This is a genomic window from Acidovorax sp. GW821-FHT10E03, from assembly GCF_059415205.1.
Window position 1 is genome coordinate 73,901 of sequence record NZ_JBWKMU010000005.1, and the last position, 19,706, is coordinate 93,606.

The following is a 19,706-nucleotide window of genomic DNA, read 5'->3' on the forward strand; positions in this document are numbered from 1 at the left end:
GGGCCTACTAGAATCCGCCTCAAGCAATGTGGGCTGAAGTATAGCGGTGCATGCTGTCTAGACATCCCAAAAAACCCTTATGAATCAATCTGCTGTTACAACAACCCCGGTCTCTGATGGTGTAAGACAGGCCCTTGAAATCTCGCTGCGCGGCGTGCAGGAACTGCTGCCGCAGGACGAATGGGTCAAGAAGCTGGCGCGCTCGGAGGCCACGGGCCAGCCGCTGCGCATCAAACTGGGACTCGATCCCACGGCACCCGACATCCACATCGGCCACACGGTGGTGCTGAACAAGATGCGGCAATTGCAAGATCTGGGCCACCAGGTGATCTTCCTGATCGGGGACTTCACGAGCCTGATCGGCGACCCTTCCGGCCGCAACAGCACGCGCCCGCCGCTCACGCCCGAGCAGATCAAGGTGAACGCCGAGACCTACTACAAGCAGGCCAGCATGGTGCTGGACCCCGCGCGCACCGAGATCCGCTACAACAGCGAATGGAGCGAGCCCCTGGGCGCGAGCGGCATGATCCAGCTCGCCTCCCGGTACACCGTGGCGCGCATGATGGAGCGCGACGATTTCCACAAGCGCTTCACCACCGGCCAATCCATCGCGGTGCACGAGTTTCTGTACCCGCTGATGCAGGGCTACGACTCGGTGGCCCTGAAAAGCGACCTGGAGCTGGGCGGCACCGACCAGAAGTTCAACCTGCTCATGGGCCGCCACCTGCAGCAGGAATACGGCCAGGAGCCGCAGTGCGTGCTCACCATGCCGCTGCTGGTGGGCCTGGACGGCGTGGACAAGATGTCCAAGTCCAAGAACAACTACATCGGCATCGCCGAAGAGCCCAACACCATGTTCGCCAAGGTGCTGTCGATCAGCGACACGCTGATGTGGGACTGGTACACGCTGCTGTCGTTCAAGAGCCTGGCCGAGATCGCCGCGCTCAAGGCCGAGATCGCGGGCGGGCGCAACCCCAAGGACGCGAAGGTGATGCTGGCCAAGGAAATCACCGCGCGCTTCCACAGCGCTGCGGCGGCCGATGCGGCCGAGCAGGATTTCATCAACCGCAGCAAGGGCGGCGTGCCCGATGAGATCCCCGAAGTGTCCCTGTCGGGTGCGCCGCTGGGCATCGGTGCCTTGCTCAAGCAGGCCAACCTGGCGCCGTCCGGCAGCGAGGCCAACCGCCTGATCGACGGCGGCGGCGTGCGGGTGGATGGCAGCGTGGTCAGCGACAAGGGCCTGAAGCTGGCCGCCGGCACCTACGTGGTGCAGGTGGGCAAGCGCAAGTTTGCACGGGTGACCTTGGCCTGATTTTCAGTCAAATTGGCCGCTGGCGCTTGATGAATAAGCGCGAGTAGCTATCAAAATAAAAGCGCTGACCCAGCCGGGTTCAGCGCTTTTTTTGTGGTCAGTCCAGGTTGTCGTTCAGGTCCGGGTCCGGCACATCCCCGATCGCCTCGCGCGTGGCCTGGGCCTGCACCTGCAGCCAGGCGCAAAACGCCTTGATCTCCGGCCGCTGCGCGCTGCGGGGCCCCACCATGAGCCAGTAGGCCAGCGGGGAGTCGATGCGGTGGCCGGGCAGCACCTCCACCAGGTCGCCTGCGGCCAGTGCATCGGCAATCAGCGGCATGCGCGCCAGCGCCAGGCCCTGGCCGGCGAGGGCGGCCTGCACGATCTGGTGGGCGTAGTTGAAATACAGCCAGCGCTCGGGCTGCAGCTTGGCCAAATCCCGCGCGTCGAACCAGCGGCGCCAGCTGAGCCATTCCAGGTGCTGGCTGCGGTGCGCGTCGCCCGCCTCGATCAGCGTGAACTGGGTGACATCGGCCGGCGTGCGCAGGGGCTTGCCGCTCTTGAGCAGCCAGGGGCTGGCCACCACGGCCAGCTGCTCGCCAAACAGGCGCTGTCCGCCCAGGGTGCCCGCGCCCGGCATGCTGTAGCGCAGGGCCAGGTCCACGTCCGAGGTTTCCAGGTCCACCGGCACGTCGCTCGCATCAATGCGGATGTCGATGCCCGGGTTGTCGCGCTGGAACTCCTCCATGCGCGGGATCAGCCACATCGATGCGAAGCTGGCCCAGGTGGTGATGGCCACGCTGCGGCGCCCGGCCGTCTGGCGCACCAGGCGCACGGCGGCGTCCATGCGCTCGAGCGCCGGGGCCACGGCGCGCTGCAGCTGCGCGCCCGCGCTGGTCAGCTCCACCGCCCGCGTGTGGCGCAGGAACAGCGCCACGCCCACTTCTTCTTCCAGTGCCTGGATCTGGCGGCTCACGGCGGACTGGGTGAGCGCCAGCTCGTCGGCGGCGGCGCGGAAGTTCAGGTGCTTGGCCACGGCGAGAAAGGCGCGCCAATGGCCGGTGGCCACGGGGCGGGTGCGAAGGACGGCAGGGGAGTATTCGGCAGAGGCCATGGCAGGTGTCCTGGATGCGATTCATGCGTTGGCGGAATGAATAGCGTACCGCGTTTTCATTGGACTGTGTGTGCCGCCGAGCGCACTATCCAGTCTCCGAAACACCTTTTCATCGAAGCCAAGGAGCCTGTCATGTCCCCCCGCAACGTTCTGGAATCGCAACAATCCGTGCACGCCAGCCTGGCTGGCCGATCTGCGGCCGGTTGCTGGAAACTGGCCACGGGCCAGGCGCTGTCGCTGCGCCCGCACACCCATGGCGTGCTGCAGATTGCCCAGGGGCAGGTCTGGCTCACCCTGAGCGGGTCTTTGGCGGACCTGCCCGGTGCCACGGCCGACCATCTGCTGCGGGCGGGCGAGCAGCTGGCTGTCGCGCCCGGCCAGCATGTGGTGATGGAGGCCTGGAGCCCCGGCGGTGGCACCGAGCCCGTGGCCTTCCACTGGGATGGCGCGGCCGCCCCGGCGACGACCCTGCCCCACAGCCTGGCCGCCCGCGACTGGGAATGTGGCGTGGTGCAGCCGCTGCGCGACCTGGGGCATGCCCTGGGGCAGGGCGGGCGTGCCCTGGGCGCTGCGTTGGCGGAGGTGACGGGCGCGGGCGGGCGGTTTGCTGCTGGCCTGGCCCGCTTTGCTCTCAATCGGATAGCGCCACAGGGACAGCGCAGGCTCGCTTGAGGACTACATGCAGGAAAAGCATCAATCGGTGCCGTGCTTTTCATTGGACGTTGTTCTGCAAGCCGCGCACCATACGGTCTTACTAGGGTTAACCCGGAGAATGCCATGACAACCTCTCACGCTCTTCATCTGTTCGCATCTTCCCGCGCCGTGGGCGCTTCGGCCGCTGGCGCCGGCACCGTGGCCGCTGGCGCCGCCGTCAGCCTGGCCCCCAGGGCCGCGATGACCTTGCGCATCGCCGAAGGCCAGGCCTGGGTGACGCTGGGCAAGGGCCTGGGCGACAGCAGCGATGTGTTTCTGTGCGCCGGCCAGTCGCTGCAGGTCGCCGCGGGCCAGTCGGTGGTGGTGGAACCCCTGAACGGCCGCCGCCTGCAGTACCGCTGGGTGCGCGGCGAGGCTGCCAGTGCCCGCCCTGCATCGTGGTGGCGCCGCGCATCCGTGGGCAACGGGGCTCCCGCCTGGGGCGACGCCGCCTGCTGCGCCTGAGGGCGCCGGCCTGATCCGGAGAGGGGCCTGCCCCGCCGGTGTTCGGGTGTGCAATAGAGCTTCAAAGAGCTGCTGGCGCTTGACCATCAAGCGCCAGCAGCTCTTTTTTGATAGCAATGGGTGAGCGCCAGGTTGTCAGCGTGCGTCGCCGTCGCCCAGCAGCCCGATCAACTGGGCCTGCAAGGTCGTCAATATTTCATCCGACAACGCCGGCCGCGCCGCGGCGGTGGCTCGGGCCAGCACCAGCCCGCCGACCATGGTGGCCAGCACCTGCATGGCGCGGGCGCGGTCTTGGGGCTGCACGGTGGCGTCACCACCGCAGAGCAGCTGGGCAAAACGCCCGATGTTGCGCTCGATGCCCTGGGCGAACACTTCCGACAGCTCGCTGCCCGCCCGCGCGGCGTCCACCGCCAGCGCGGCGGCCGGGCAACCTGTGCCCGGCGAGTCGCGGTGCTGGGGCGAGAGGTAGCTCTTTATGCGCTCGCCGATGGTGGTGTTCGGAGTGGCTCCGTCCAGCGGGGCGATGGACCAGTCGAACGCCCGCGCACAGGCCTCCTGCACCAGCGCGTCCTTCGAGGCGAAATGCCGGTACAGCCCGCCATGCGTGAGCCCCGCGTCGCGCGTGATGTCGGCCACGCCCACGCCGGTCAGCCCCCGCTCGCGGTACAGGCGGGATGCCGCGTCCAGGATGCCCTGCCGGTTCTCGGCGGCCTGTGCTTTGGAAACCTTCATGCTGCCTCTTATTGATTGCGATCGTACGCAAAAAGTGGTGATGCCTTTATGATGACGGCTGCAATCATAAAGGCGCGGATCGTTTCCGTGCGTCGCCGCAGTGCCCTGGAACCGGTTCCTGGTGCTGCGCCCAATCTGTCTGACGAGGTGAATCCATGAAGAAGATGATCCATGGCGGCCGTGGTGCCGAGGTGTGGAATGGTGTGTGCTGCGACAAGGCGGTGGCCTGATGCGGCGCGTCGTGGTCACGGGCATGGGCCTGGTGTCGCCGCTGGGCTGCGGTGTGGAACTGGTGTGGCGGCGCCTGCTGGCGGGGCGCTCGGGCCTGTCGCGCCTGCCGGACGCTGTCACGGACGGCATTGCCGCCAAGGTGGCGGGGCAGGTGCCGGATGTCGCTCAAGACCCCGAAGGTGGCTGGGACGTGGATGCCGTCGTCTCGTCCAAGGACCAGCGCAAGATGGACCGCTTCATTCCCTTCGCGCTGGGCGCGGCGCAGCAGGCGCTGGCGCAGGCCGGGTGGCCCCCGGCCGACGAGCGGGCGCGCGAGCGCACGGCCACCGTGATCGCCTCGGGCATTGGTGGCTTTGGCGCGATTGCCGAGGCCGTGCGCACCACTGATACGCGCGGCCCGCAGCGCTTGTCGCCGTTCACGGTGCCGTCGTTCCTGGTCAATCTGGCGGCGGGGCAGGTGTCGATCCGCCACGGGCTCAAGGGGCCGCTGGGTGCGCCGGTCACCGCCTGCGCCGCCAGCGTGCAGGCGATTGGCGATGCCGCGCGCCTGATCCGTAGCGGCGAGGCCGACGTGGCCGTGTGCGGGGGCAGCGAGGCGGCCATTGACCGCGTGAGCCTGGGCGGCTTTGCGGCGGCCAAGGCCCTGGGCACGGCGTTCAACGACACGCCCGAGCAGGCCTCGCGGCCGTTTGATGCGCAGCGCGACGGTTTTGTGATGGGCGAGGGCGCAGGCATGCTGGTGATTGAGGCGCTGGACCACGCCCTCGCGCGCGGCGCACAGCCACTGGCCGAGCTGGTGGGCTATGGCACGTCGGCCGACGCGTACCACATCACCTCCGGCCCCGAAGATGGCGATGGCGCAGCGCGCAGCATGCTGGCCGCGCTGGCGCAGGCAGGCCTCACAGCCCAGGATGTGCAGCACCTGAACGCACACGCCACCTCCACCGGTGTGGGCGACCGTGGCGAACTGGCCGCCATCCGCCGTGTGTTTGGCACGGGGGCGCAGGTGGCCATCAGTTCCACCAAGTCGGCCACCGGCCATCTGCTGGGGGCGGCGGGTGCGGTGGCGGCCATCTTCACGGCGCTGGCGCTGCGCGACCAGGTGGTGCCGGGCACGTTGAACCTGCACACGCCCGATGCGCTGGCCGAGGGGCTGGACATGGTGGCGCTGCGGCCCAGGCCGATGGCGCTCACGCACGCCATGCTCAACGGGTTTGGTTTCGGCGGGGTGAACGCCAGCCTGCTGCTGCGGCGCTGGCCGGACGCCGCATGACGCGGCTTCAGCCCCCGCAGGGGCCCATGGGGGCCGGCGCGTGGGCGCGTGTCAGAGGACGAGCTGGCTGCGCATGGACTCGAACGCGGCCAGCGCTGCTTCGCCGTCGAGCCGTTCCATGCGCGCGAGCGCATCCACGTCCTCCACCGTGCTGAAGGCCAGGCTGAACTGCTGGAAGCGGCGCGCCGCCAGCGGGCCGTTGTGCAGCACCTCGACGTTGATGTGGCGGGGGTCGTTGCGGATGCGCTCGATGAGCTTGAGCACGGCCTTCTGCGGGCCTTCCAGCTGCTGGCAGAAGCGCTGGCCGTCGAAGATCAGCAGCCCCGTGATGTCAAGCTGCGCGTTCACCAGGCGCGCGCGCCCGGCGACCTCGGCCACCACGCTGGTGGGTTGGTCGGGTGCGAGGGTGCTCACGTAGAGCACTTCGTAGAGGTCGGGGCTGGGTTTCATAGACGATCCCAATGTAGGGAGCGCCCGGTGGTTGTGCAATGTCAAAAGACATACATGTAACTATCGCGCCACCGGGCGGGGCCGTGGCATCGTGGAGCCCTTGGAATGCCGGCCGCAGTCCCTAAAATCTCCCCACCCTCCGCCACGCCATGAACCCCAGCCTGCCCACCCATGCCTGCCCGCCCACCTGCCATGAATGCAGGCTGCGCGCAACGGGGGCATTCACGGCGGTCAAGCCCGAGGTGCTGGACTTCATAGAAGGCTTTCGCACCACCACCCTGGCCGTGGAGGCCGGTGGCGCGCTGGTGCGCGAGAACGAGGTCAATGCCAGGCTGTTCACGCTGTATGCGGGCTGGGCGTTTCGCTACAAGACGCTGAGCGACGGGCGCCGCCAGATCCTGAACTTCCTGCTGCCGGGCGACCTGGTGGGGCTGCAGCAGGAGTTTGGCGAGGTGTCCACCCATGGCATCGAGGCGCTCACCGACTGCGCGCTGTGCGTGTTCCAGAACGACAGCCTGTGGGCGTTGTTTCGCGAGCACCCGCGCCTGGGCTACGACATCACCTGGCTGTCGGCGCACGAGGAGGGCCATGTGGACGACAACCTGCTGACCGCCGGCCGCCGCAACGCCACCGAACGCGTGGCCATGCTGCTGATGCACCTGTACCGGCGGCTGGACCGCATCGGGCTGGTGGAGGCCGACGGCACCGTGGCGTTTCCGCTGAACCAGCAGCACATCGCGGATGCGCTCGGGCTGTCGCTGGTGCACACCAACAAGACCCTGCGGCGGCTGGCCACCCTGGGCCTGCATGAAATCAGGAACGGGCGGCTGCGCCTGCTCAACACCCGGGCGCTCGCGCGCATCGCCGAGTACTACGACAGGCCGCCCCGCCTGATGCCGCTGCTGTAGCGGATTGCCGGGCACGGGCGGGCGCAGCCGATAATCGTGGCCCAGCCTGCGCGGGGCTTCCCGCCCGGTATCGAATCTCCCCCAGAAGATCCATGACGCAACTCGACATCCTCATCATGGCGGCCGGCAAGGGCACGCGCATGAAAAGCCGGCTTCCCAAGGTGCTGCAGCGCCTGGCGGGGCGCCCGCTGCTGCACCACGTGCTCGACCAGGCGGCGCACCTGCAGGCGCGCAGCGCCATCGTCATCACCGGCCATGGTGCTACAGAAGTGGAAGCTGCCAGCGCAGGCGCAGCAAGCGCTGGGGGCACTTTGGATGTGAAATTCGTGCGCCAGGAACCCCAGCTCGGCACCGGCCACGCGGTGCTGCAGGCCGTGCCGCACCTGCGCGACGACGGCACGGCGGTCGTGCTGTCGGGGGACGTGCCGCTCACGCAGGCCGACACGCTGCGCGCGCTTGTCGCGGCCTCGGCCGGCGGGCAGCTTGCGTTGCTCACCGTCACGCTGCCCGATCCCACGGGCTACGGCCGCATCGTGCGCGATGGCCAGGGCCGGGTGCGGGGCATCGTCGAACACAAGGACGCAAGCGAGGCCCAGCGCGCCATCACCGAGGTCTACAGCGGCATCATGGCCGTGCCCGCGCGCCTGCTGCGCGGCTGGCTGGCCCGCCTGACCAATGACAACGCGCAGGGCGAGTACTACCTCACCGACATCGTCGCGATGGCCGTGGCCGATGGCGTGCCCGTGGCGGCCCACCGCATCACCGATGCGCTGCAGGTGGCGGGCGTGAACAGCCCGCTGCAGCTGGCCGAGCTGGAGCGTGCGCACCAGTTGCGCCAAGCCCGGGCCTTGATGGAGCAGGGCGTGCGCCTGGCCGACCCCGCGCGGTTCGATGTGCGCGACGACACCCGCACCGGCGCGCGCGGCGAGCTGGTGTGCGGGCAGGACGTGGAGATCGACGTGAACTGCGTCTTCACCGGCCGCGTGGAGCTGGGCGAGGGCGTGAGCATCGGCGCCCACTGCTGCATCGCCAACGCGCGCATCGCTGCGGGCGCGGTGGTCCATCCCTTCACCCACATCGACGGCGAAAAGGCAGGCGCCACGGTGGGCGAGGGTGCGCTGATCGGCCCGTTCGCCCGCCTGCGCCCCGGCGCGCAGCTGGGCCGCGAAGTGCACATCGGCAACTTCGTCGAGGTGAAGAACAGCACCCTGGCCGACGGCGCCAAGGCCAACCACCTGGCCTACCTGGGCGATGCCACGGTGGGCGAGCGCGTGAACTACGGCGCGGGCGCCATCACCGCCAACTACGACGGCGCCAACAAGCACCGCACGGTGATCGAGGCCGACGTGCACGTGGGCAGCAACTGCGTGCTGGTGGCGCCCGTCACCATTGGCGCGGGCGGCACCGTGGGCGGCGGCAGCACCATCACCAAGAGCACGGCCCCGGGCGCCCTCAGCGTGGCGCGCGGCAAGCAGGTGAGCATCGCCAACTGGGCGCGCCCCGCCAAGCTGCCCAGGCCATGACACCCTCCGACGCCACCGCCGGGCAGGAGCTGCAGCTGTTGCGCGCCGAGCTGGCACGCAGCCAGCAGCAGGTGGCCGGCATGGCGGCGGCGCAGGAAGAGTTTCTGCGCGCCGTCTCGCACGACCTGCGCGCGCCGCTGCGGCACGTGACCTCGTACGGCACGCTGGTGCGCGAGGTGCTGGGCGACCTGCCGCCGGACGTCGCGCAGTCGGCTGCGGTGCAGGAGGCACTGCGTTTTCTGGGCACCATGGACCAGTCCGCGCGGCGCATGGGGATGATGATCGACGGCCTGCTCGCGCTGGCGCGTGCCCAGCGGGCGCCGCTGAACCTGCAGCCGGTGCCGCTGGCGGACGCCGTGGCCCGGGCGCGTGCCGCCCTGGCCTCCGCCGAGGCGGGTCGCGCCATCGACTGGCGCACCGCGGATGCCACCCGCCTGCCCACGCTGCGGGCCGACCCCGCCCTGCTGCAGGAGCTGCTGGTGCAATTGCTGGGCAATGCCCTCAAGTTCACGCGCCACAGCGCGCGGCCGTGCATCGCGGTGCAGGCCGAATCCGACCCCGCGGCGGCGCAGGCGGGGCAGGTTGTGTTCACCGTGCAGGACAACGGCACGGGCTTCGATCCTGCGCGCGCCGACGGCCTGTTCGGCGTGTTCCATCGCCTGCACCGCGAGACCGAGTTCGAGGGCGTGGGCGCGGGGCTGGCGCTGTGCCAGGCCATCACGCAGCGCCACGGGGGCGCCATCACGGCCACCGCATTGCCCGGGGCGGGCTGCACGGTGCGGGTGGCGTGGCCGGGCTCGGCGGCTGTTGCTGCCGTTGCCGCGCCATCGCGCGCCTGAGGCCGCGGGCCCGGCGCTACGCGGCGGGCACCAGTGGCGCGGCAGCGTCCGGGCCGCCCGAGACGCGGTTGCGCCCGGCGTTCTTGGCGGCGTAGAGCGCGGCGTCGGCCGCATCGGTCCATTCGCGCACGCTGGCGTGGCCGCGCTGGGCAGGGGCCACGCCGATGCTGCTGGTAAAGCGCAACTGCGGCAGGTTGCGCAGGCGCGTGCCCTCGGTCTGCTCGCGGATGCGCTGGGCGATGGCCATCGCGTCCCGGGCCTGCAGCCCGGGCAGGATGATGGCGAACTCGTCGCCGCCGTAGCGGCCCGCGCAGTCGCCAGAGCGCACATTGCCCCGCACCACATGGGCCAGCGCCCGCAGCGCCTCATCGCCCACGGTGTGGCCGTGGGCGTCGTTGATGTGCTTGAAGTGGTCGATGTCCATCATCAGCATGCAGGCCGGTTCGCCGGTCGCGTGGTGGTGGCGCAATGCGGCCTCGGCCTGTTCCTCCCAGTGGCCGCGCCGGTACAGGCCGGTCAGCGAGTCCACGCGGCGCAGCTCGTCCAGCTGCTGGTTCTGCCGCGCGGTCTTGCGGATCAGCCGGTAGCTCACCACGCTGACCGACAGCGTGTGCAGCACCATCACCGGGAGGCACGCCACGATCACCCGCATGGAGGTCTCGGGCGCCCAGTGCATGCCGGTGGCCACCGCGCTGGCCACACCGGCCGCGAGCATCACCGGGATGGACCGGACCCAGAGCCCGCCGATGCCGGTGGTGATCTTGTCCACCATCGTCAGCGTGACCAGCAGCGCGCTGGGCAGCAGGTTGAAGTGCATCAGCGGCACCAGCGCGGCCGTCATGGCCGAGTCGGCAAGCAGGTTGCGGATTTCAGCGCGGTAGGGGTCGGCGCTGCGCCGCGCGAGCAGGTAGGCCCCATGGGGCCAGACGAGGGCGGCCAGCACCAGCGCCGCCCAGGCCGGGAACGAGGCCTGGCGCTCCCACAGCACCACACCCACCACCATCCCGCCCAGCCCCATGCCCAGGACCCGGAGCGGGTAGATACGGCGGGGCATCTGGCGTTCGGGTGTGGGCATGGGTCCTGGTGTGCATCTGGCGGACCCGCCGGCATGCGGTCCGCGCGAAGCCCGGCGGGCTGGAGGGTGGAAGTCTGGGGCAGCTTACCTTGCCGCGGGGCAAGAGGCCAGCAAGGCATGGCGCCCAGCGGGGGAACTGGCGGGGGATGCGCCAAGCAGGCGGTTGCTATGAAAAATATAGCTTATAGCGCTTGTCAATCCACCGATAGCGGCACTTTTGTATCAAATTTTGCCCTGCGGGTGGCGAAAAAAGCCTTGACGTTGCGCACATTGGCGTTGCCGGTGAAAAGCCGCTGCGACAGCGCCAGGTAGCCGGGCATGTCCCGTGTGTGCACCACCAGCACGAAGTCCGGCCCCGGCGAAACCCGCCAGCACTGCTGCACGGCGGCGTCCGCCACCGCGCGGGCCTCGAACGCGTCGAGCTGCTCGGCCCCCTGCCGGTCCAGCGACACCTCGACGATGCACGCCAGCCCGTGGCCCTGGAGGGCGGCCAGCCGGTCGGGCTGCAGGATGGCGACCTGCCGCTCGATGAGCCCGGCATCCTGCAGGCGCTTGACTCGGCGCAGGCAGGTGGGCGGGGAGACATGCACCCGCTCGGCCAGGGACTGGTTGCTTTGCGCGGCGTCGGTTTGCAGGAGGTTGAGCAGCTGCAGATCCACCAGGTCGAGTGCTATGGATTCCATTTTTCAAGGAAAATTGATTGAAAATTTCATCAATGATTGGTGATGAAATTAAAGTTCAAAATAAGATGAATATCAATCATTAATTTCTTTCTGTGCCGCCTACCATCGCCCCCATCGCTTTCCAACCAGGGCAACCACCATGTGCGGCATCGTCGGCGCGGTCTCCACGCGCAACATCGTTCCCATCCTCGTGCAGGGCCTGCAGCGGCTCGAATACCGGGGCTATGACTCTTGCGGCGTGGCCGTGCACGCCTCCAGCCTGGACGCGGCGCGCCCCGCCGGCCTGCAGCGCGCGCGCAGCACGGCCCGCGTGGCCGAACTGCTTGAACAGGTGCAGGCCGACCATGTGGATGGCGCCACCGGCATCGCCCACACCCGCTGGGCCACGCACGGGGCACCGGAAGTGCACAACGCCCACCCCCATTTCAGCCACGGCGCGGGCGATGCGGCGGGCACCCCGGGCCGCGTGGCGCTGGTGCACAACGGCATCATCGAGAACCACGAGGAGCTGCGCGCCGCCTTGCAGGCGCGCGGCTACGTGTTCACCAGCCAGACCGACACCGAGGTCATCGCCCACCTGGTGGACAGCCACTACAGCGGCGACCTGTTCGATGCCGTGCAGGCCACGGTTGCCCAGTTGCATGGCGCCTACGCCATCGCCGTGATGCACAAGGACGAACCCCACCGCGTGGTGGGCGCACGCGCGGGTTCGCCACTGATCCTGGGCGTGGGCAAGGATGGCTCAGAACACTTCCTGGCCAGCGACGCCATGGCCCTGGCGGGCGTCACCGACCAGATCGTGTACCTGGAAGAGGGCGACCTGGTGGACCTGCAACTGGGCCGCTACTGGATCGTGGGCAAGGGCCGCGAGGCGCTCACCCCGGCGCAGCGCCCCGTGCGCACCGTGCTGGCCCACAGCGGCGCGGCCGAGCTGGGCCCCTACCGCCACTACATGCAAAAGGAAATCTTCGAACAGCCGCGCGCCATCGCCGACACGCTCGAAGGCGTGGAGGGCATCGTGCCCGAGCTGTTCGATGGCGCGGGCCAGCACGGCCAGCCCGGCGCTGCCGCCTGGCGCGTGTTCAAGGAGATCGACAGCGTGTTGATCCTGGCTTGCGGCACCAGCTACTACAGCGGCTGCACGGCCAAGTACTGGCTCGAGGAGATCGCCGGCATTCCCACCCAGGTCGAGGTGGCCAGCGAGTACCGCTACCGCACCAGCGTGCCCAACCCGCGCACGCTGGTCGTCACCATCAGCCAGAGCGGAGAAACCGCCGATACCCTGGCCGCCCTGCGCCATGCGCAAAGCCTGGGCATGGCGCACACGCTCACCATCTGCAACGTGGCCACCAGCGCCATGGTGCGTGAATGCAAGCTGGCCTACATCACGCGCGCGGGCGTGGAGATCGGCGTGGCCAGCACCAAGGCCTTCACCACGCAGCTGGCCGGCCTGTTCCTGCTGACGCTGGCACTGGCCCAATCCAAGGGGCGCCTGACCGAAGCGCAGGAAACCGCCCACCTCAAGGCCATGCGCCACCTGCCCGTGGCCCTGCAGGCCGTGCTGGCGCTGGAGCCGCAGCTCATCAGCTGGGCCGAGGACTTCGCGCGCATGGAGAACGCGCTCTTCCTGGGCCGGGGCCTGCACTATCCCATCGCGCTCGAAGGCGCGCTCAAGCTCAAGGAAATCAGCTACATCCACGCCGAGGCCTACCCGGCGGGCGAACTCAAGCACGGCCCCCTGGCCCTGGTCACCAGCGCCATGCCCGTGGTCACCGTGGCCCCCAACGATGCGCTGCTGGAAAAGCTCAAGAGCAACATGCAGGAAGTGCGCGCCCGCGCGGGCGTGCTCTACGTGCTGGCCGATGCCGACACCCGCATCGAGAGCAGCGAGGGCATCCACGTGATCCGCATGCCCGAGCACTACGGGCCCTTGAGCCCGCTGCTGCACGTGGTGCCGCTGCAGCTGCTGGCGTATCACACGGCCTGCGCGCGGGGGACGGATGTGGACAAGCCCCGGAACCTCGCGAAGAGCGTGACGGTGGAGTGAGTGCGGGGTGTTGGCCGAAGCGCCGGCGCTGGTAGACCAGCTCGACGATGCGCGCGCTCAGCCAGGCAGCTGCCTCGGTCATCTTGGGCGGTTCCCGGTAGCTCGTTGTGGACAACCCCGCATGGCGACCGGCGCGGGCTCGCTGATGAACAGTTCCTCAACCATCCTGGCCGGTGCAGGTCACCTTCACCCCATTTCCCCCGCATCGCGCTGGCCTATGGTTTTTCAGCGCAGGTGTTGCGTCGCGCCGCGGTCAGTGCGGCCGACAATACATCACGCTTTCCTACATGGTTAGCGAGCAATAGCACGAGCTTTATGTTTAGCTCGTGGCTCTGCGTCAGGTCGAGCTCGCGATGCGTCTCTATCAAACTTTCATAGAATTCGTCCGCGGCTTCGAAGTTCGGTGTCGTGATGAGATTCATATCAGTCCTGGATGGGGCTTCCGAGAGCTCGCAGCAATGCGGCCCCGACGTCTGCGGCTCGAGGTGCACGCCAGCGCGCGCATACATGCTGGTCGGGGCGCATCAACCATGCGTTGCCAGGGCGCGCGTCGTAGCGGCGGGCGAACAGACCTTCGTTGTCGCAGATCACCCTGAGACCTGGACCGTCCTGCAGTGATGTCACGCCGGTCACCACCAGTACCTTGTCAACTGCAGTTTGAGCGAGGTCGGCAGGTATTTGATCCGAATAGACCACCAATGTGAAGTCTTGACCCAATTGCCGCAGAAACCATTCTGTCTTTCCTGCGTGGGTTATCGGGGCATCTGCGGCAGGGGCACCCGGACGGATCGGCGAGTCGAATTTCTCGCTGTCTGGAGTGTTCAGAGGCGAGGTCTCCAAAGTAGCCGGAACAGACAGTCTCCCGCTGTTGACCAGTTGACGCGCGAATGGAAATTCGGTTGCGAGATCAAGGGTCGCATCGCGAAACTGCTTGCTGATTTCGCTTTTTGGGGTGATGAAGTCGGTGGCGCGGGTTGAGTTCAGCAGGTTCTCGTCTGCGGCGTATTCACGTTCGGTGCCGTAGCTGTCCAGGAGGGCCTCAGCCGCCAGCGCTGTCGCTTTCCCTTTGAGGACAGCGTCCAGTTTCCAGGCGAGATTCTCCGCATCCTGAATGCCAGAGTTCGCGCCGCGGGCTCCGAACGGCGAAACTCCGTGGGCGCTGTCTCCTGCAAAGATCACTCTGCCATGACGAAAGCGCTCCATGCGTAGACAAACAAACGTGTAAACGCTCGCCCATTCCAGTTCGAAGGGGACTTCTCGGCCAAGCGCCTGACGCATCATTGCGTTGATGCGCGGAGTGATTCGCTCCAACTTCTTCTCTTCGTCTGGATCTGCATCCCACCCCAGCTGGAAATCGATTCGCCAGACGTTGTCGGGTTGGCGATGTAGAAGGACGCTCTGGTTCGGATGGAAAGGTGGGTCAAACCAGAACCAGCGTTCGGCGGGGAAGTCCGCAGTCATCTTGACATCGGCGATCAGGAACCGGTCCTGGAATACCTGCCCCTTGCTCTCAAGACCCATGAGCGCGCGAACGCTGGACCGTCCACCATCACACGCGACGACATAGTCGGAAGTCGCTTGATACGGGCCATCTGGCGTATCGACTCCCACAATGACTTTTCCGTTTTCGCCCTCTATCTGATCCAAGGCGACCACAGCGTTCTTCCAGCGGATTTCCAAATTGGGAAGCGCGGTTGCTCGTTGCAGCAGGTACGCTTCTGCGTAGTACTGTTGAAGATTGATAAAGGCGGGGCGTTCGTGGCCCTGTTCCGGCAGCAGGTCGAATTGGTATACCTGCTCGCTACCGCGGAACAGCCTGCCCACATTCCACGAGACGCCCTTGTCGACGCAGGCGTCGCCCACGCCCAATCGATCCCAAATTTCCAGTGTGCGCTTGGCAAAGCAGATGGCGCGCGATCCGTTCGACAGCCGATCATCGTTGTCCAGCAGCAGGACCTTCTGTCCGCGTTGAGCGAGGTCTATGGCGAGGCTGAGACCCACTGGCCCAGCGCCGATGACAACGACAGGGTGGTGCGTAGGATGCTCATTGCGCTGGTCGGGCGAAGGCTCGTAGGCAAACTTGAGTGCCTGTATCTCATGCCCTGACATGTCGGGCCGAAGTTCGAGGATGTTCATTGGGTGCTTCTGCGGGGGACTGAATTCCAGTGGCATCGCGCCTAGGCGCGATAAGCCAATCGAAGGCGGAGGCCCCAGCAAAGCAGCTGCCGATGGGGCCTGCGACGGCATCTAGCGCTTGAAATCAGGCGATTGCAGCAACTTGGTCGTTGCATCGTTCACCTGAGTGAGCTTGCCCCCTGTCCATTTGACGAAAGCGAAGTCGCTAGCGGTCAGTGCTTCATGACTTGTCGGCGAGAAGGGGCGTTCATAAGTCTTCTTGATGCCATCGATCGGCGCTTGCAGGTTTTCCAGTGCCTCGCGCATCTTTGCTCCGTCGGTGGAGCCCGCTTGCTGGATGGCGGCTACCAGCAGCAGCGTTGCGTCGTATCCATGGGCGACGAACGGAAATGCACTTGCTGCGGCCAATTTGTCCTTGGTGCGCTCAAAGAGGGCCTTCTGCTTGGGGGCGACGGCATCAACCATGGTGCGCATGAAAATTGGCTTTTCGGCCAAGGCTTGGCCCGCCGCGTCATAAAACGTGATGTTGTCTGCGGCCCAGGATGACAGGACATTCGGGAAATAGTTGACCTTCTCCATGCTGCGGACCAGCTGGCCAGTGGGCGTTCCCTGAGCCCAAACCACGAGCGTGTCCACACCTGCTGCTTTGAGTTTGCTCAGCTGTGAGGTCATATCTGTGTCACCAACAGCGAATCTCTCCGTGGCAACGACATCCAGGCCTTGCAGCTTTGCGATCTCGGTCATGTCCTTGAGCCCACCTTGGCCATAACCCGTGGTCTCCGCCACCAGGCCGAGCTTCTTGGCTCCCGCTTTTTTCGCATAGGCCATCAAACCCACCACCTGCTCCCTGTCAACGATGGAGACGCGGAACATGTAGTTTTCAGCACCCGGGCTCATCGGTTTGGTGATGTCGGTTCCGCCGCCGATCATGCCCATGGAGACAACTTTTTTCTGATTGGGAATGTGTTTCCAGGCCATCGCGTTCCCAGAGTTGGTGGGGCCAAGCACGGCTACCACCTTCTCGTTGTCGATCAACTCGCTCATGTTCTGGATCGATTTGGGTGGCTGGGATTGATCGTCACGGATCACCAGTGTGAGCTTGCGGCCAAGCACGCCCCCTGCAGCGTTGATGTCGTCAATAGCGGCGCGAATTCCGAGCACGCCTGCCGCCCCGCTTTGTGCAGATGGCGAGGCAGACAGGTCACCGTTGAACCCCAGCTTGATGTCTTGCGCTGCGGCTGCCAGTGAAACGAATGCAACTGCCGCAAGGGCCAGTCGACGTGCTGTCAGAAGGTTTCTCATGTTTGTCTCCGAGTGAAAAAGGGCGGATGCGCCGAGTTGGCGGATGTGAATCACGCACTCCGCGCTGTCAGACGCTAGTATTTATCTAGCTCGCTAAACTATAACTAGTATTTACCCTATGCAAGTGCGTTAGTCATTGTTGAATTTCACCTGCTTGTCTGATTGGGCCTATGATTTCGCCCTATGAAACTGACTGCCCCGCAAGATGACGATTTGAGTCCGTCGCACCCTAGTGGCCGTGAGCGCCGTGGAATCCAGTCAATAGAGGTGGGGGGGGAAATACTGAAGGTGTTGGCTTCTGAGCCAAGGCCTATGGCCCTCAGGGACCTGACCAAGGCTGTCAGCATGCCTTCCGGGAAGATCCATCCCTACTTGGTGAGCTTTGGGAAGATCGGGCTCGTGGCACAGGACCCCGTAACTGGTCAGTACTTGCTGGGACCTATGGCGATCCAATTGGGGCTCACCGGGCTGCAGACTCTCAATCCCATTCGCGAAGCGACGCCCATGGCGGAGGCGTTGGCTGCTGAAACCGGGCACACGGTTGCGATCACGGTCTGGGGAAACCTCGGGCCCGTCATCGTTCGCCTGATCGATGCCGCGTACCCGATCAACACCAACATCCGTACCGGAACGGTGATGTCGCTGGCCAATACAGCAACCGGCAGGGTGTATTCAGCTTACTTGCAAAGGCCATTGATCGACCGGATGCTTCAGGATGACTACATCCGTTTGGGCCCTGACATTGCCCATCCGCTTGATGGCAAGGCGGTTGAGGATCTGATCGAGGAGGTGAGGGCGCGGGGAATGTCGCGAGGGGTGAATCATCCAACGCCGGGGATTGTTTCGTTCTCGGCACCAGTCTTTGATTACTCCGGCGCGATTGCCCTGACTATCACGATGATGGGCCCTACGGGTACCTTTGACCCTGATTGGAATGGTCCGATGGCCGTGGCCCTGCGCACTTGTGCCCTCGCTATCTCGCAGAGGCTCGGATTCAGGAAGGCGTAGGTGAACCTCGCCAGCGGCAGGCCATCCCGGCCAATGGATGTCAGCGCGGATCCAGAGAGGCTCTTGAAGGTCCGCCTAGGCGTTTGGATACCTCTTGGCCGCATGCGCGCACGGCTGTGGCTTGGGTGCCATTCCAGTCCGTGTCAAAAGACCTTGAGCGCCCCATGAGCGTGACGCCCAGGACGATGTTGCCTGAATAGTCAAAGACGGGCGCGGCAAAGGAGCAAACACCAGGGGTGGGGTTGTTGACCGAGCGCGATACCCCATGCTTGCGCACCTCGATCAACATTCTCTGCAGTTCTTCCGTGTCGACGGGTTTCGCAATGTCCGGCCCTAAGCGCCGCTCGTCTTCCAGCAACGACTCTTCGATCAGTTTCGCGGGAAGGTATGCGGCGAACAATCGACCAGTCGCAGTACCGGCAAGGGACATTACCGTTCCAGTACGGATGTTGGTGTGCAGCGGATAGATGGCGTCAAAGAGGAAGACCATCGTCGGGCCTTGATTTCCCCAGACGGACAATCCGACGCTGTGCCCAGTTTCCCGCGCCAGCTGCTCGGCGAAGGGAGTGGCTTCGCGTACTGGATTGAGCATGCGGAGGGTCACAAGGCCAAGTTGCATTGCCGTGGGGCCTAGCCAATAGAAACCCGTCGAGGCTTCCTGGGTCACAAGCCCCAACTTGGCAAAGCTCACGAGATAGGGGTGCGCCTTTCCTGGAGCCATGTCGGCAGCTCGCGCCAGTTCTCTCAATGGCAACGGGCGACCTTGCGCACCCAGTGCGAGAAGCAACTGACCACCGGCTTCAATAGACTGAATTCCTCGGCGCTCCTTCTCGGAACCACCTTCATTGCCGTCTTCATCAAGTGCGCCCATGGTCTTGTCCTTGGAGTTAAATTTGGCGGTCTCGTTTGCCATAGATGAATTTTTAGTCTAGTGCTTATGCATTAGGATGTCTGTGACCAGGCGCAATACGGCGCTGAATCGGGAGCCATGGGGCTTTTGTTTCCGTCTATTCATTTTTTTGCTCCGCACTCAGGCGCGGCGCCGGAGGCTCCCGAGGCGCGTGGAGATCGCTGAGCCGCATGCTCTTGCCGCCTTTGCCTGGTTCCCGCTCCAAGCTGTGTCAAATGACCGGGTACGCCCCAGGAGTGTGACCGCCATCACAACATTGCCCGAATAGTCGAAAACCGGGGCTGCAAACGAGCTGACCCCCACTGTGGGCATATCCACGGAACGTGAGAGTCCATGTTCGTGCACCAAGCTGAGCATATCTTGCAGCTCGCTCGGCTCAACGGTTTTTGCGATATCTGGGCCCAGGCGACGGTCATCCTCCAGCAGTGACTCTTCTATGAGTTGTCGAGGTAGATAGGCCACGAACAAGCGCCCTGTTGCTGTTCCGGCAAGAGACATCACCGTCCCCACACGCATGTTGGTATGAAGGGGATAGGTCGCATCGAAAAGCGATACCACTGTCGGCCCTTGATTTCCCCAGACAGACAGTGCAACGCTGTGCCCTGTTTCTTGCGCGAGCAGTTCCGCAAGCGGTGCGGCTTCGCGCAAGGGATTGACGGTGCGAAGCGTCAGGAGACCCAGTTCCATGGCGGTACGACCGAGCCAGTAGTGGCCGGTTGAGGCGTCTTGAGTCACCAGACCGAGTTTTGAGAGGCTCACCAAGTAGGGGTGTGCCTTTCCCGGAGCCATGTTGGCAGCCCAGGCAAGCTTCTTGAGGGGAAGAGGGTGCCCGTGGGCCTCCAGCGCAAGAAGCAGCTGCCCACCAGCCTCTATGGCTTGAATGCCTCGGCGCGCCTTGTCTGGGGCCACGTCAATTTCTTCCATCACAGATGTCCCCGTAGTCGATGCATGGTATCTGATCCATTCAATTGCATTTGATTGGGGTAAACCATTAGTCTATAAAAAATGCATTAGCACCATACTAAC

Annotated in this window: 19 protein-coding genes; 9 read left to right on the plus strand and 10 right to left on the minus strand. The window is 65.5% G+C overall.

Annotated elements, in window-relative coordinates; all coding sequences use genetic code 11:
• The first annotated feature begins 79 nt into the window (after nucleotides 1–79).
• On the plus strand, nucleotides 80–1,312 hold the full coding sequence (tyrS, locus tag AC07OD_RS10175) for a tyrosine--tRNA ligase (protein ID WP_218339852.1): 1,233 nt from the start codon (nucleotides 80–82) through the stop codon (nucleotides 1,310–1,312).
• Nucleotides 1,313–1,409: 97 nt separating this feature from the next.
• Here tyrS and AC07OD_RS10180 read toward each other — a convergent pair whose 3' ends face one another.
• A complete protein-coding gene (locus AC07OD_RS10180; protein ID WP_218296233.1) occupies nucleotides 1,410–2,405 on the minus strand; it encodes a LysR substrate-binding domain-containing protein in 996 nt (331 codons plus the stop codon).
• 132 nt (nucleotides 2,406–2,537) lie between these two features.
• On the opposite strand from AC07OD_RS10180, the gene AC07OD_RS10185 reads away from it, so the two are divergent.
• Nucleotides 2,538–3,077: a DUF2917 domain-containing protein gene (locus tag AC07OD_RS10185; protein ID WP_494596435.1), complete on the plus strand. Its 540-nt coding sequence runs from the start codon at nucleotides 2,538–2,540 to the stop codon at nucleotides 3,075–3,077.
• A gap of 105 nt (nucleotides 3,078–3,182) precedes the next feature.
• Nucleotides 3,183–3,563, plus strand: a complete 381-nt coding sequence (locus AC07OD_RS10190) for a DUF2917 domain-containing protein (protein ID WP_369643449.1) — start codon at nucleotides 3,183–3,185, stop codon at nucleotides 3,561–3,563.
• 135 nt (nucleotides 3,564–3,698) lie between these two features.
• Here the strand turns inward: AC07OD_RS10190 and AC07OD_RS10195 are convergent, their stop codons facing one another.
• On the minus strand, nucleotides 3,699–4,295 hold the full coding sequence (locus tag AC07OD_RS10195; RefSeq protein WP_492244653.1) for a TetR/AcrR family transcriptional regulator: 597 nt from the start codon (nucleotides 4,293–4,295) through the stop codon (nucleotides 3,699–3,701).
• A gap of 229 nt (nucleotides 4,296–4,524) precedes the next feature.
• Between AC07OD_RS10195 and fabF the strand changes: the two genes are divergently transcribed.
• Nucleotides 4,525–5,799, plus strand: coding sequence for a beta-ketoacyl-ACP synthase II (gene fabF, locus AC07OD_RS10200; RefSeq protein ID WP_494596438.1), 1,275 nt, complete (start codon nucleotides 4,525–4,527; stop codon nucleotides 5,797–5,799).
• 51 nt (nucleotides 5,800–5,850) lie between these two features.
• On the opposite strand, the gene AC07OD_RS10205 is transcribed toward fabF, so the two are convergent.
• Nucleotides 5,851–6,249 (minus strand): BLUF domain-containing protein, encoded by a 399-nt coding sequence (locus tag AC07OD_RS10205; RefSeq protein WP_218296229.1) that lies wholly within the window; start codon nucleotides 6,247–6,249, stop codon nucleotides 5,851–5,853.
• Nucleotides 6,250–6,398: 149 nt separating this feature from the next.
• Here AC07OD_RS10205 and AC07OD_RS10210 point away from each other — a divergent pair, with 149 nt between their 5' ends.
• The 3 genes from AC07OD_RS10210 to AC07OD_RS10220 all read left to right on the plus strand — a co-directional run bounded on the left by AC07OD_RS10210 (nucleotide 6,399) and on the right by AC07OD_RS10220 (nucleotide 9,519).
• Nucleotides 6,399–7,157 (plus strand): Crp/Fnr family transcriptional regulator, encoded by a 759-nt coding sequence (locus tag AC07OD_RS10210; RefSeq protein WP_218296228.1) that lies wholly within the window; start codon nucleotides 6,399–6,401, stop codon nucleotides 7,155–7,157.
• Nucleotides 7,158–7,249: 92 nt separating this feature from the next.
• Nucleotides 7,250–8,680 (plus strand): bifunctional UDP-N-acetylglucosamine diphosphorylase/glucosamine-1-phosphate N-acetyltransferase GlmU, encoded by a 1,431-nt coding sequence (gene glmU / locus AC07OD_RS10215; RefSeq protein ID WP_492244651.1) that lies wholly within the window; start codon nucleotides 7,250–7,252, stop codon nucleotides 8,678–8,680.
• On the plus strand, nucleotides 8,677–9,519 hold the full coding sequence (locus tag AC07OD_RS10220; RefSeq protein ID WP_494596441.1) for a sensor histidine kinase: 843 nt from the start codon (nucleotides 8,677–8,679) through the stop codon (nucleotides 9,517–9,519). The genes glmU and AC07OD_RS10220 overlap by 4 nt, the downstream gene beginning before the upstream one ends.
• A 16-nt stretch (nucleotides 9,520–9,535) precedes the next feature.
• Here AC07OD_RS10220 and AC07OD_RS10225 read toward each other — a convergent pair whose 3' ends face one another.
• Both AC07OD_RS10225 and AC07OD_RS10230 read right to left on the minus strand, forming a co-directional pair.
• The gene (locus AC07OD_RS10225) at nucleotides 9,536–10,594 is read right to left on the minus strand and encodes a diguanylate cyclase (RefSeq protein WP_494596443.1); all 1,059 of its coding nucleotides are present in this window, start codon (nucleotides 10,592–10,594) and stop codon (nucleotides 9,536–9,538) included.
• 194 nt (nucleotides 10,595–10,788) lie between these two features.
• The gene (locus tag AC07OD_RS10230) at nucleotides 10,789–11,277 is read right to left on the minus strand and encodes an Lrp/AsnC family transcriptional regulator (protein ID WP_492806848.1); all 489 of its coding nucleotides are present in this window, start codon (nucleotides 11,275–11,277) and stop codon (nucleotides 10,789–10,791) included.
• A gap of 139 nt (nucleotides 11,278–11,416) precedes the next feature.
• On the opposite strand from AC07OD_RS10230, the gene glmS reads away from it, so the two are divergent.
• Nucleotides 11,417–13,324, plus strand: a complete 1,908-nt coding sequence (glmS, locus tag AC07OD_RS10235; RefSeq protein ID WP_369643442.1) for a glutamine--fructose-6-phosphate transaminase (isomerizing) — start codon at nucleotides 11,417–11,419, stop codon at nucleotides 13,322–13,324.
• 215 nt (nucleotides 13,325–13,539) lie between these two features.
• On the opposite strand, the gene AC07OD_RS10240 is transcribed toward glmS, so the two are convergent.
• The 3 genes from AC07OD_RS10240 to AC07OD_RS10250 form a co-directional block, all read right to left on the minus strand.
• Nucleotides 13,540–13,746 (minus strand): DUF2783 domain-containing protein, encoded by a 207-nt coding sequence (locus AC07OD_RS10240; RefSeq protein WP_218296222.1) that lies wholly within the window; start codon nucleotides 13,744–13,746, stop codon nucleotides 13,540–13,542.
• A 1-nt stretch (nucleotide 13,747) separates the two neighbouring features.
• On the minus strand, nucleotides 13,748–15,460 hold the full coding sequence (locus AC07OD_RS10245; RefSeq protein ID WP_494596446.1) for an FAD-dependent oxidoreductase: 1,713 nt from the start codon (nucleotides 15,458–15,460) through the stop codon (nucleotides 13,748–13,750).
• A 111-nt stretch (nucleotides 15,461–15,571) separates the two neighbouring features.
• Nucleotides 15,572–16,762 (minus strand): ABC transporter substrate-binding protein, encoded by a 1,191-nt coding sequence (locus AC07OD_RS10250; RefSeq protein WP_494596448.1) that lies wholly within the window; start codon nucleotides 16,760–16,762, stop codon nucleotides 15,572–15,574.
• 183 nt (nucleotides 16,763–16,945) lie between these two features.
• Here AC07OD_RS10250 and AC07OD_RS10255 point away from each other — a divergent pair, with 183 nt between their 5' ends.
• Complete coding sequence (locus AC07OD_RS10255) at nucleotides 16,946–17,770, plus strand: IclR family transcriptional regulator (RefSeq protein WP_494596450.1); 825 nt, start codon at nucleotides 16,946–16,948, stop codon at nucleotides 17,768–17,770.
• A gap of 40 nt (nucleotides 17,771–17,810) precedes the next feature.
• Here the strand turns inward: AC07OD_RS10255 and AC07OD_RS10260 are convergent, their stop codons facing one another.
• Nucleotides 17,811–18,683 carry an IclR family transcriptional regulator gene (locus AC07OD_RS10260; protein WP_369643437.1) on the minus strand — a complete coding sequence of 291 codons (873 nt, stop codon included), beginning with the start codon at nucleotides 18,681–18,683 and terminating at the stop codon, nucleotides 17,811–17,813.
• 117 nt (nucleotides 18,684–18,800) lie between these two features.
• On the minus strand, nucleotides 18,801–19,604 hold the full coding sequence (locus AC07OD_RS10265) for an IclR family transcriptional regulator (RefSeq protein WP_494596453.1): 804 nt from the start codon (nucleotides 19,602–19,604) through the stop codon (nucleotides 18,801–18,803).
• Nucleotides 19,605–19,706: the final 102 nt, after the last annotated feature.

Coding starts and splice junctions, on each gene's coding strand:
- AC07OD_RS10210 (WP_218296228.1), top strand. CDS start 6,399: ATGAACCCCAGCCTGCCCACCCATGCCTGCCCGCCCACCTGCCATGAA.
- glmS (WP_369643442.1), top strand. CDS start 11,417: ATGTGCGGCATCGTCGGCGCGGTCTCCACGCGCAACATCGTTCCCATC.
- AC07OD_RS10240 (WP_218296222.1), bottom strand. CDS start 13,746: ATGAATCTCATCACGACACCGAACTTCGAAGCCGCGGACGAATTCTAT.
- AC07OD_RS10245 (WP_494596446.1), bottom strand. CDS start 15,460: ATGAACATCCTCGAACTTCGGCCCGACATGTCAGGGCATGAGATACAG.
- fabF (WP_494596438.1), top strand. CDS start 4,525: ATGCGGCGCGTCGTGGTCACGGGCATGGGCCTGGTGTCGCCGCTGGGC.
- AC07OD_RS10185 (WP_494596435.1), top strand. CDS start 2,538: ATGTCCCCCCGCAACGTTCTGGAATCGCAACAATCCGTGCACGCCAGC.
- AC07OD_RS10255 (WP_494596450.1), top strand. CDS start 16,946: ATGAAACTGACTGCCCCGCAAGATGACGATTTGAGTCCGTCGCACCCT.
- AC07OD_RS10265 (WP_494596453.1), bottom strand. CDS start 19,604: ATGGAAGAAATTGACGTGGCCCCAGACAAGGCGCGCCGAGGCATTCAA.
- tyrS (WP_218339852.1), top strand. CDS start 80: ATGAATCAATCTGCTGTTACAACAACCCCGGTCTCTGATGGTGTAAGA.
- AC07OD_RS10190 (WP_369643449.1), top strand. CDS start 3,183: ATGACAACCTCTCACGCTCTTCATCTGTTCGCATCTTCCCGCGCCGTG.
- AC07OD_RS10195 (WP_492244653.1), bottom strand. CDS start 4,295: ATGAAGGTTTCCAAAGCACAGGCCGCCGAGAACCGGCAGGGCATCCTG.
- AC07OD_RS10180 (WP_218296233.1), bottom strand. CDS start 2,405: ATGGCCTCTGCCGAATACTCCCCTGCCGTCCTTCGCACCCGCCCCGTG.
- AC07OD_RS10220 (WP_494596441.1), top strand. CDS start 8,677: ATGACACCCTCCGACGCCACCGCCGGGCAGGAGCTGCAGCTGTTGCGC.
- AC07OD_RS10260 (WP_369643437.1), bottom strand. CDS start 18,683: ATGGCAAACGAGACCGCCAAATTTAACTCCAAGGACAAGACCATGGGC.
- AC07OD_RS10205 (WP_218296229.1), bottom strand. CDS start 6,249: ATGAAACCCAGCCCCGACCTCTACGAAGTGCTCTACGTGAGCACCCTC.
- AC07OD_RS10225 (WP_494596443.1), bottom strand. CDS start 10,594: ATGCCCACACCCGAACGCCAGATGCCCCGCCGTATCTACCCGCTCCGG.
- glmU (WP_492244651.1), top strand. CDS start 7,250: ATGACGCAACTCGACATCCTCATCATGGCGGCCGGCAAGGGCACGCGC.
- AC07OD_RS10230 (WP_492806848.1), bottom strand. CDS start 11,277: ATGGAATCCATAGCACTCGACCTGGTGGATCTGCAGCTGCTCAACCTC.
- AC07OD_RS10250 (WP_494596448.1), bottom strand. CDS start 16,762: ATGAGAAACCTTCTGACAGCACGTCGACTGGCCCTTGCGGCAGTTGCA.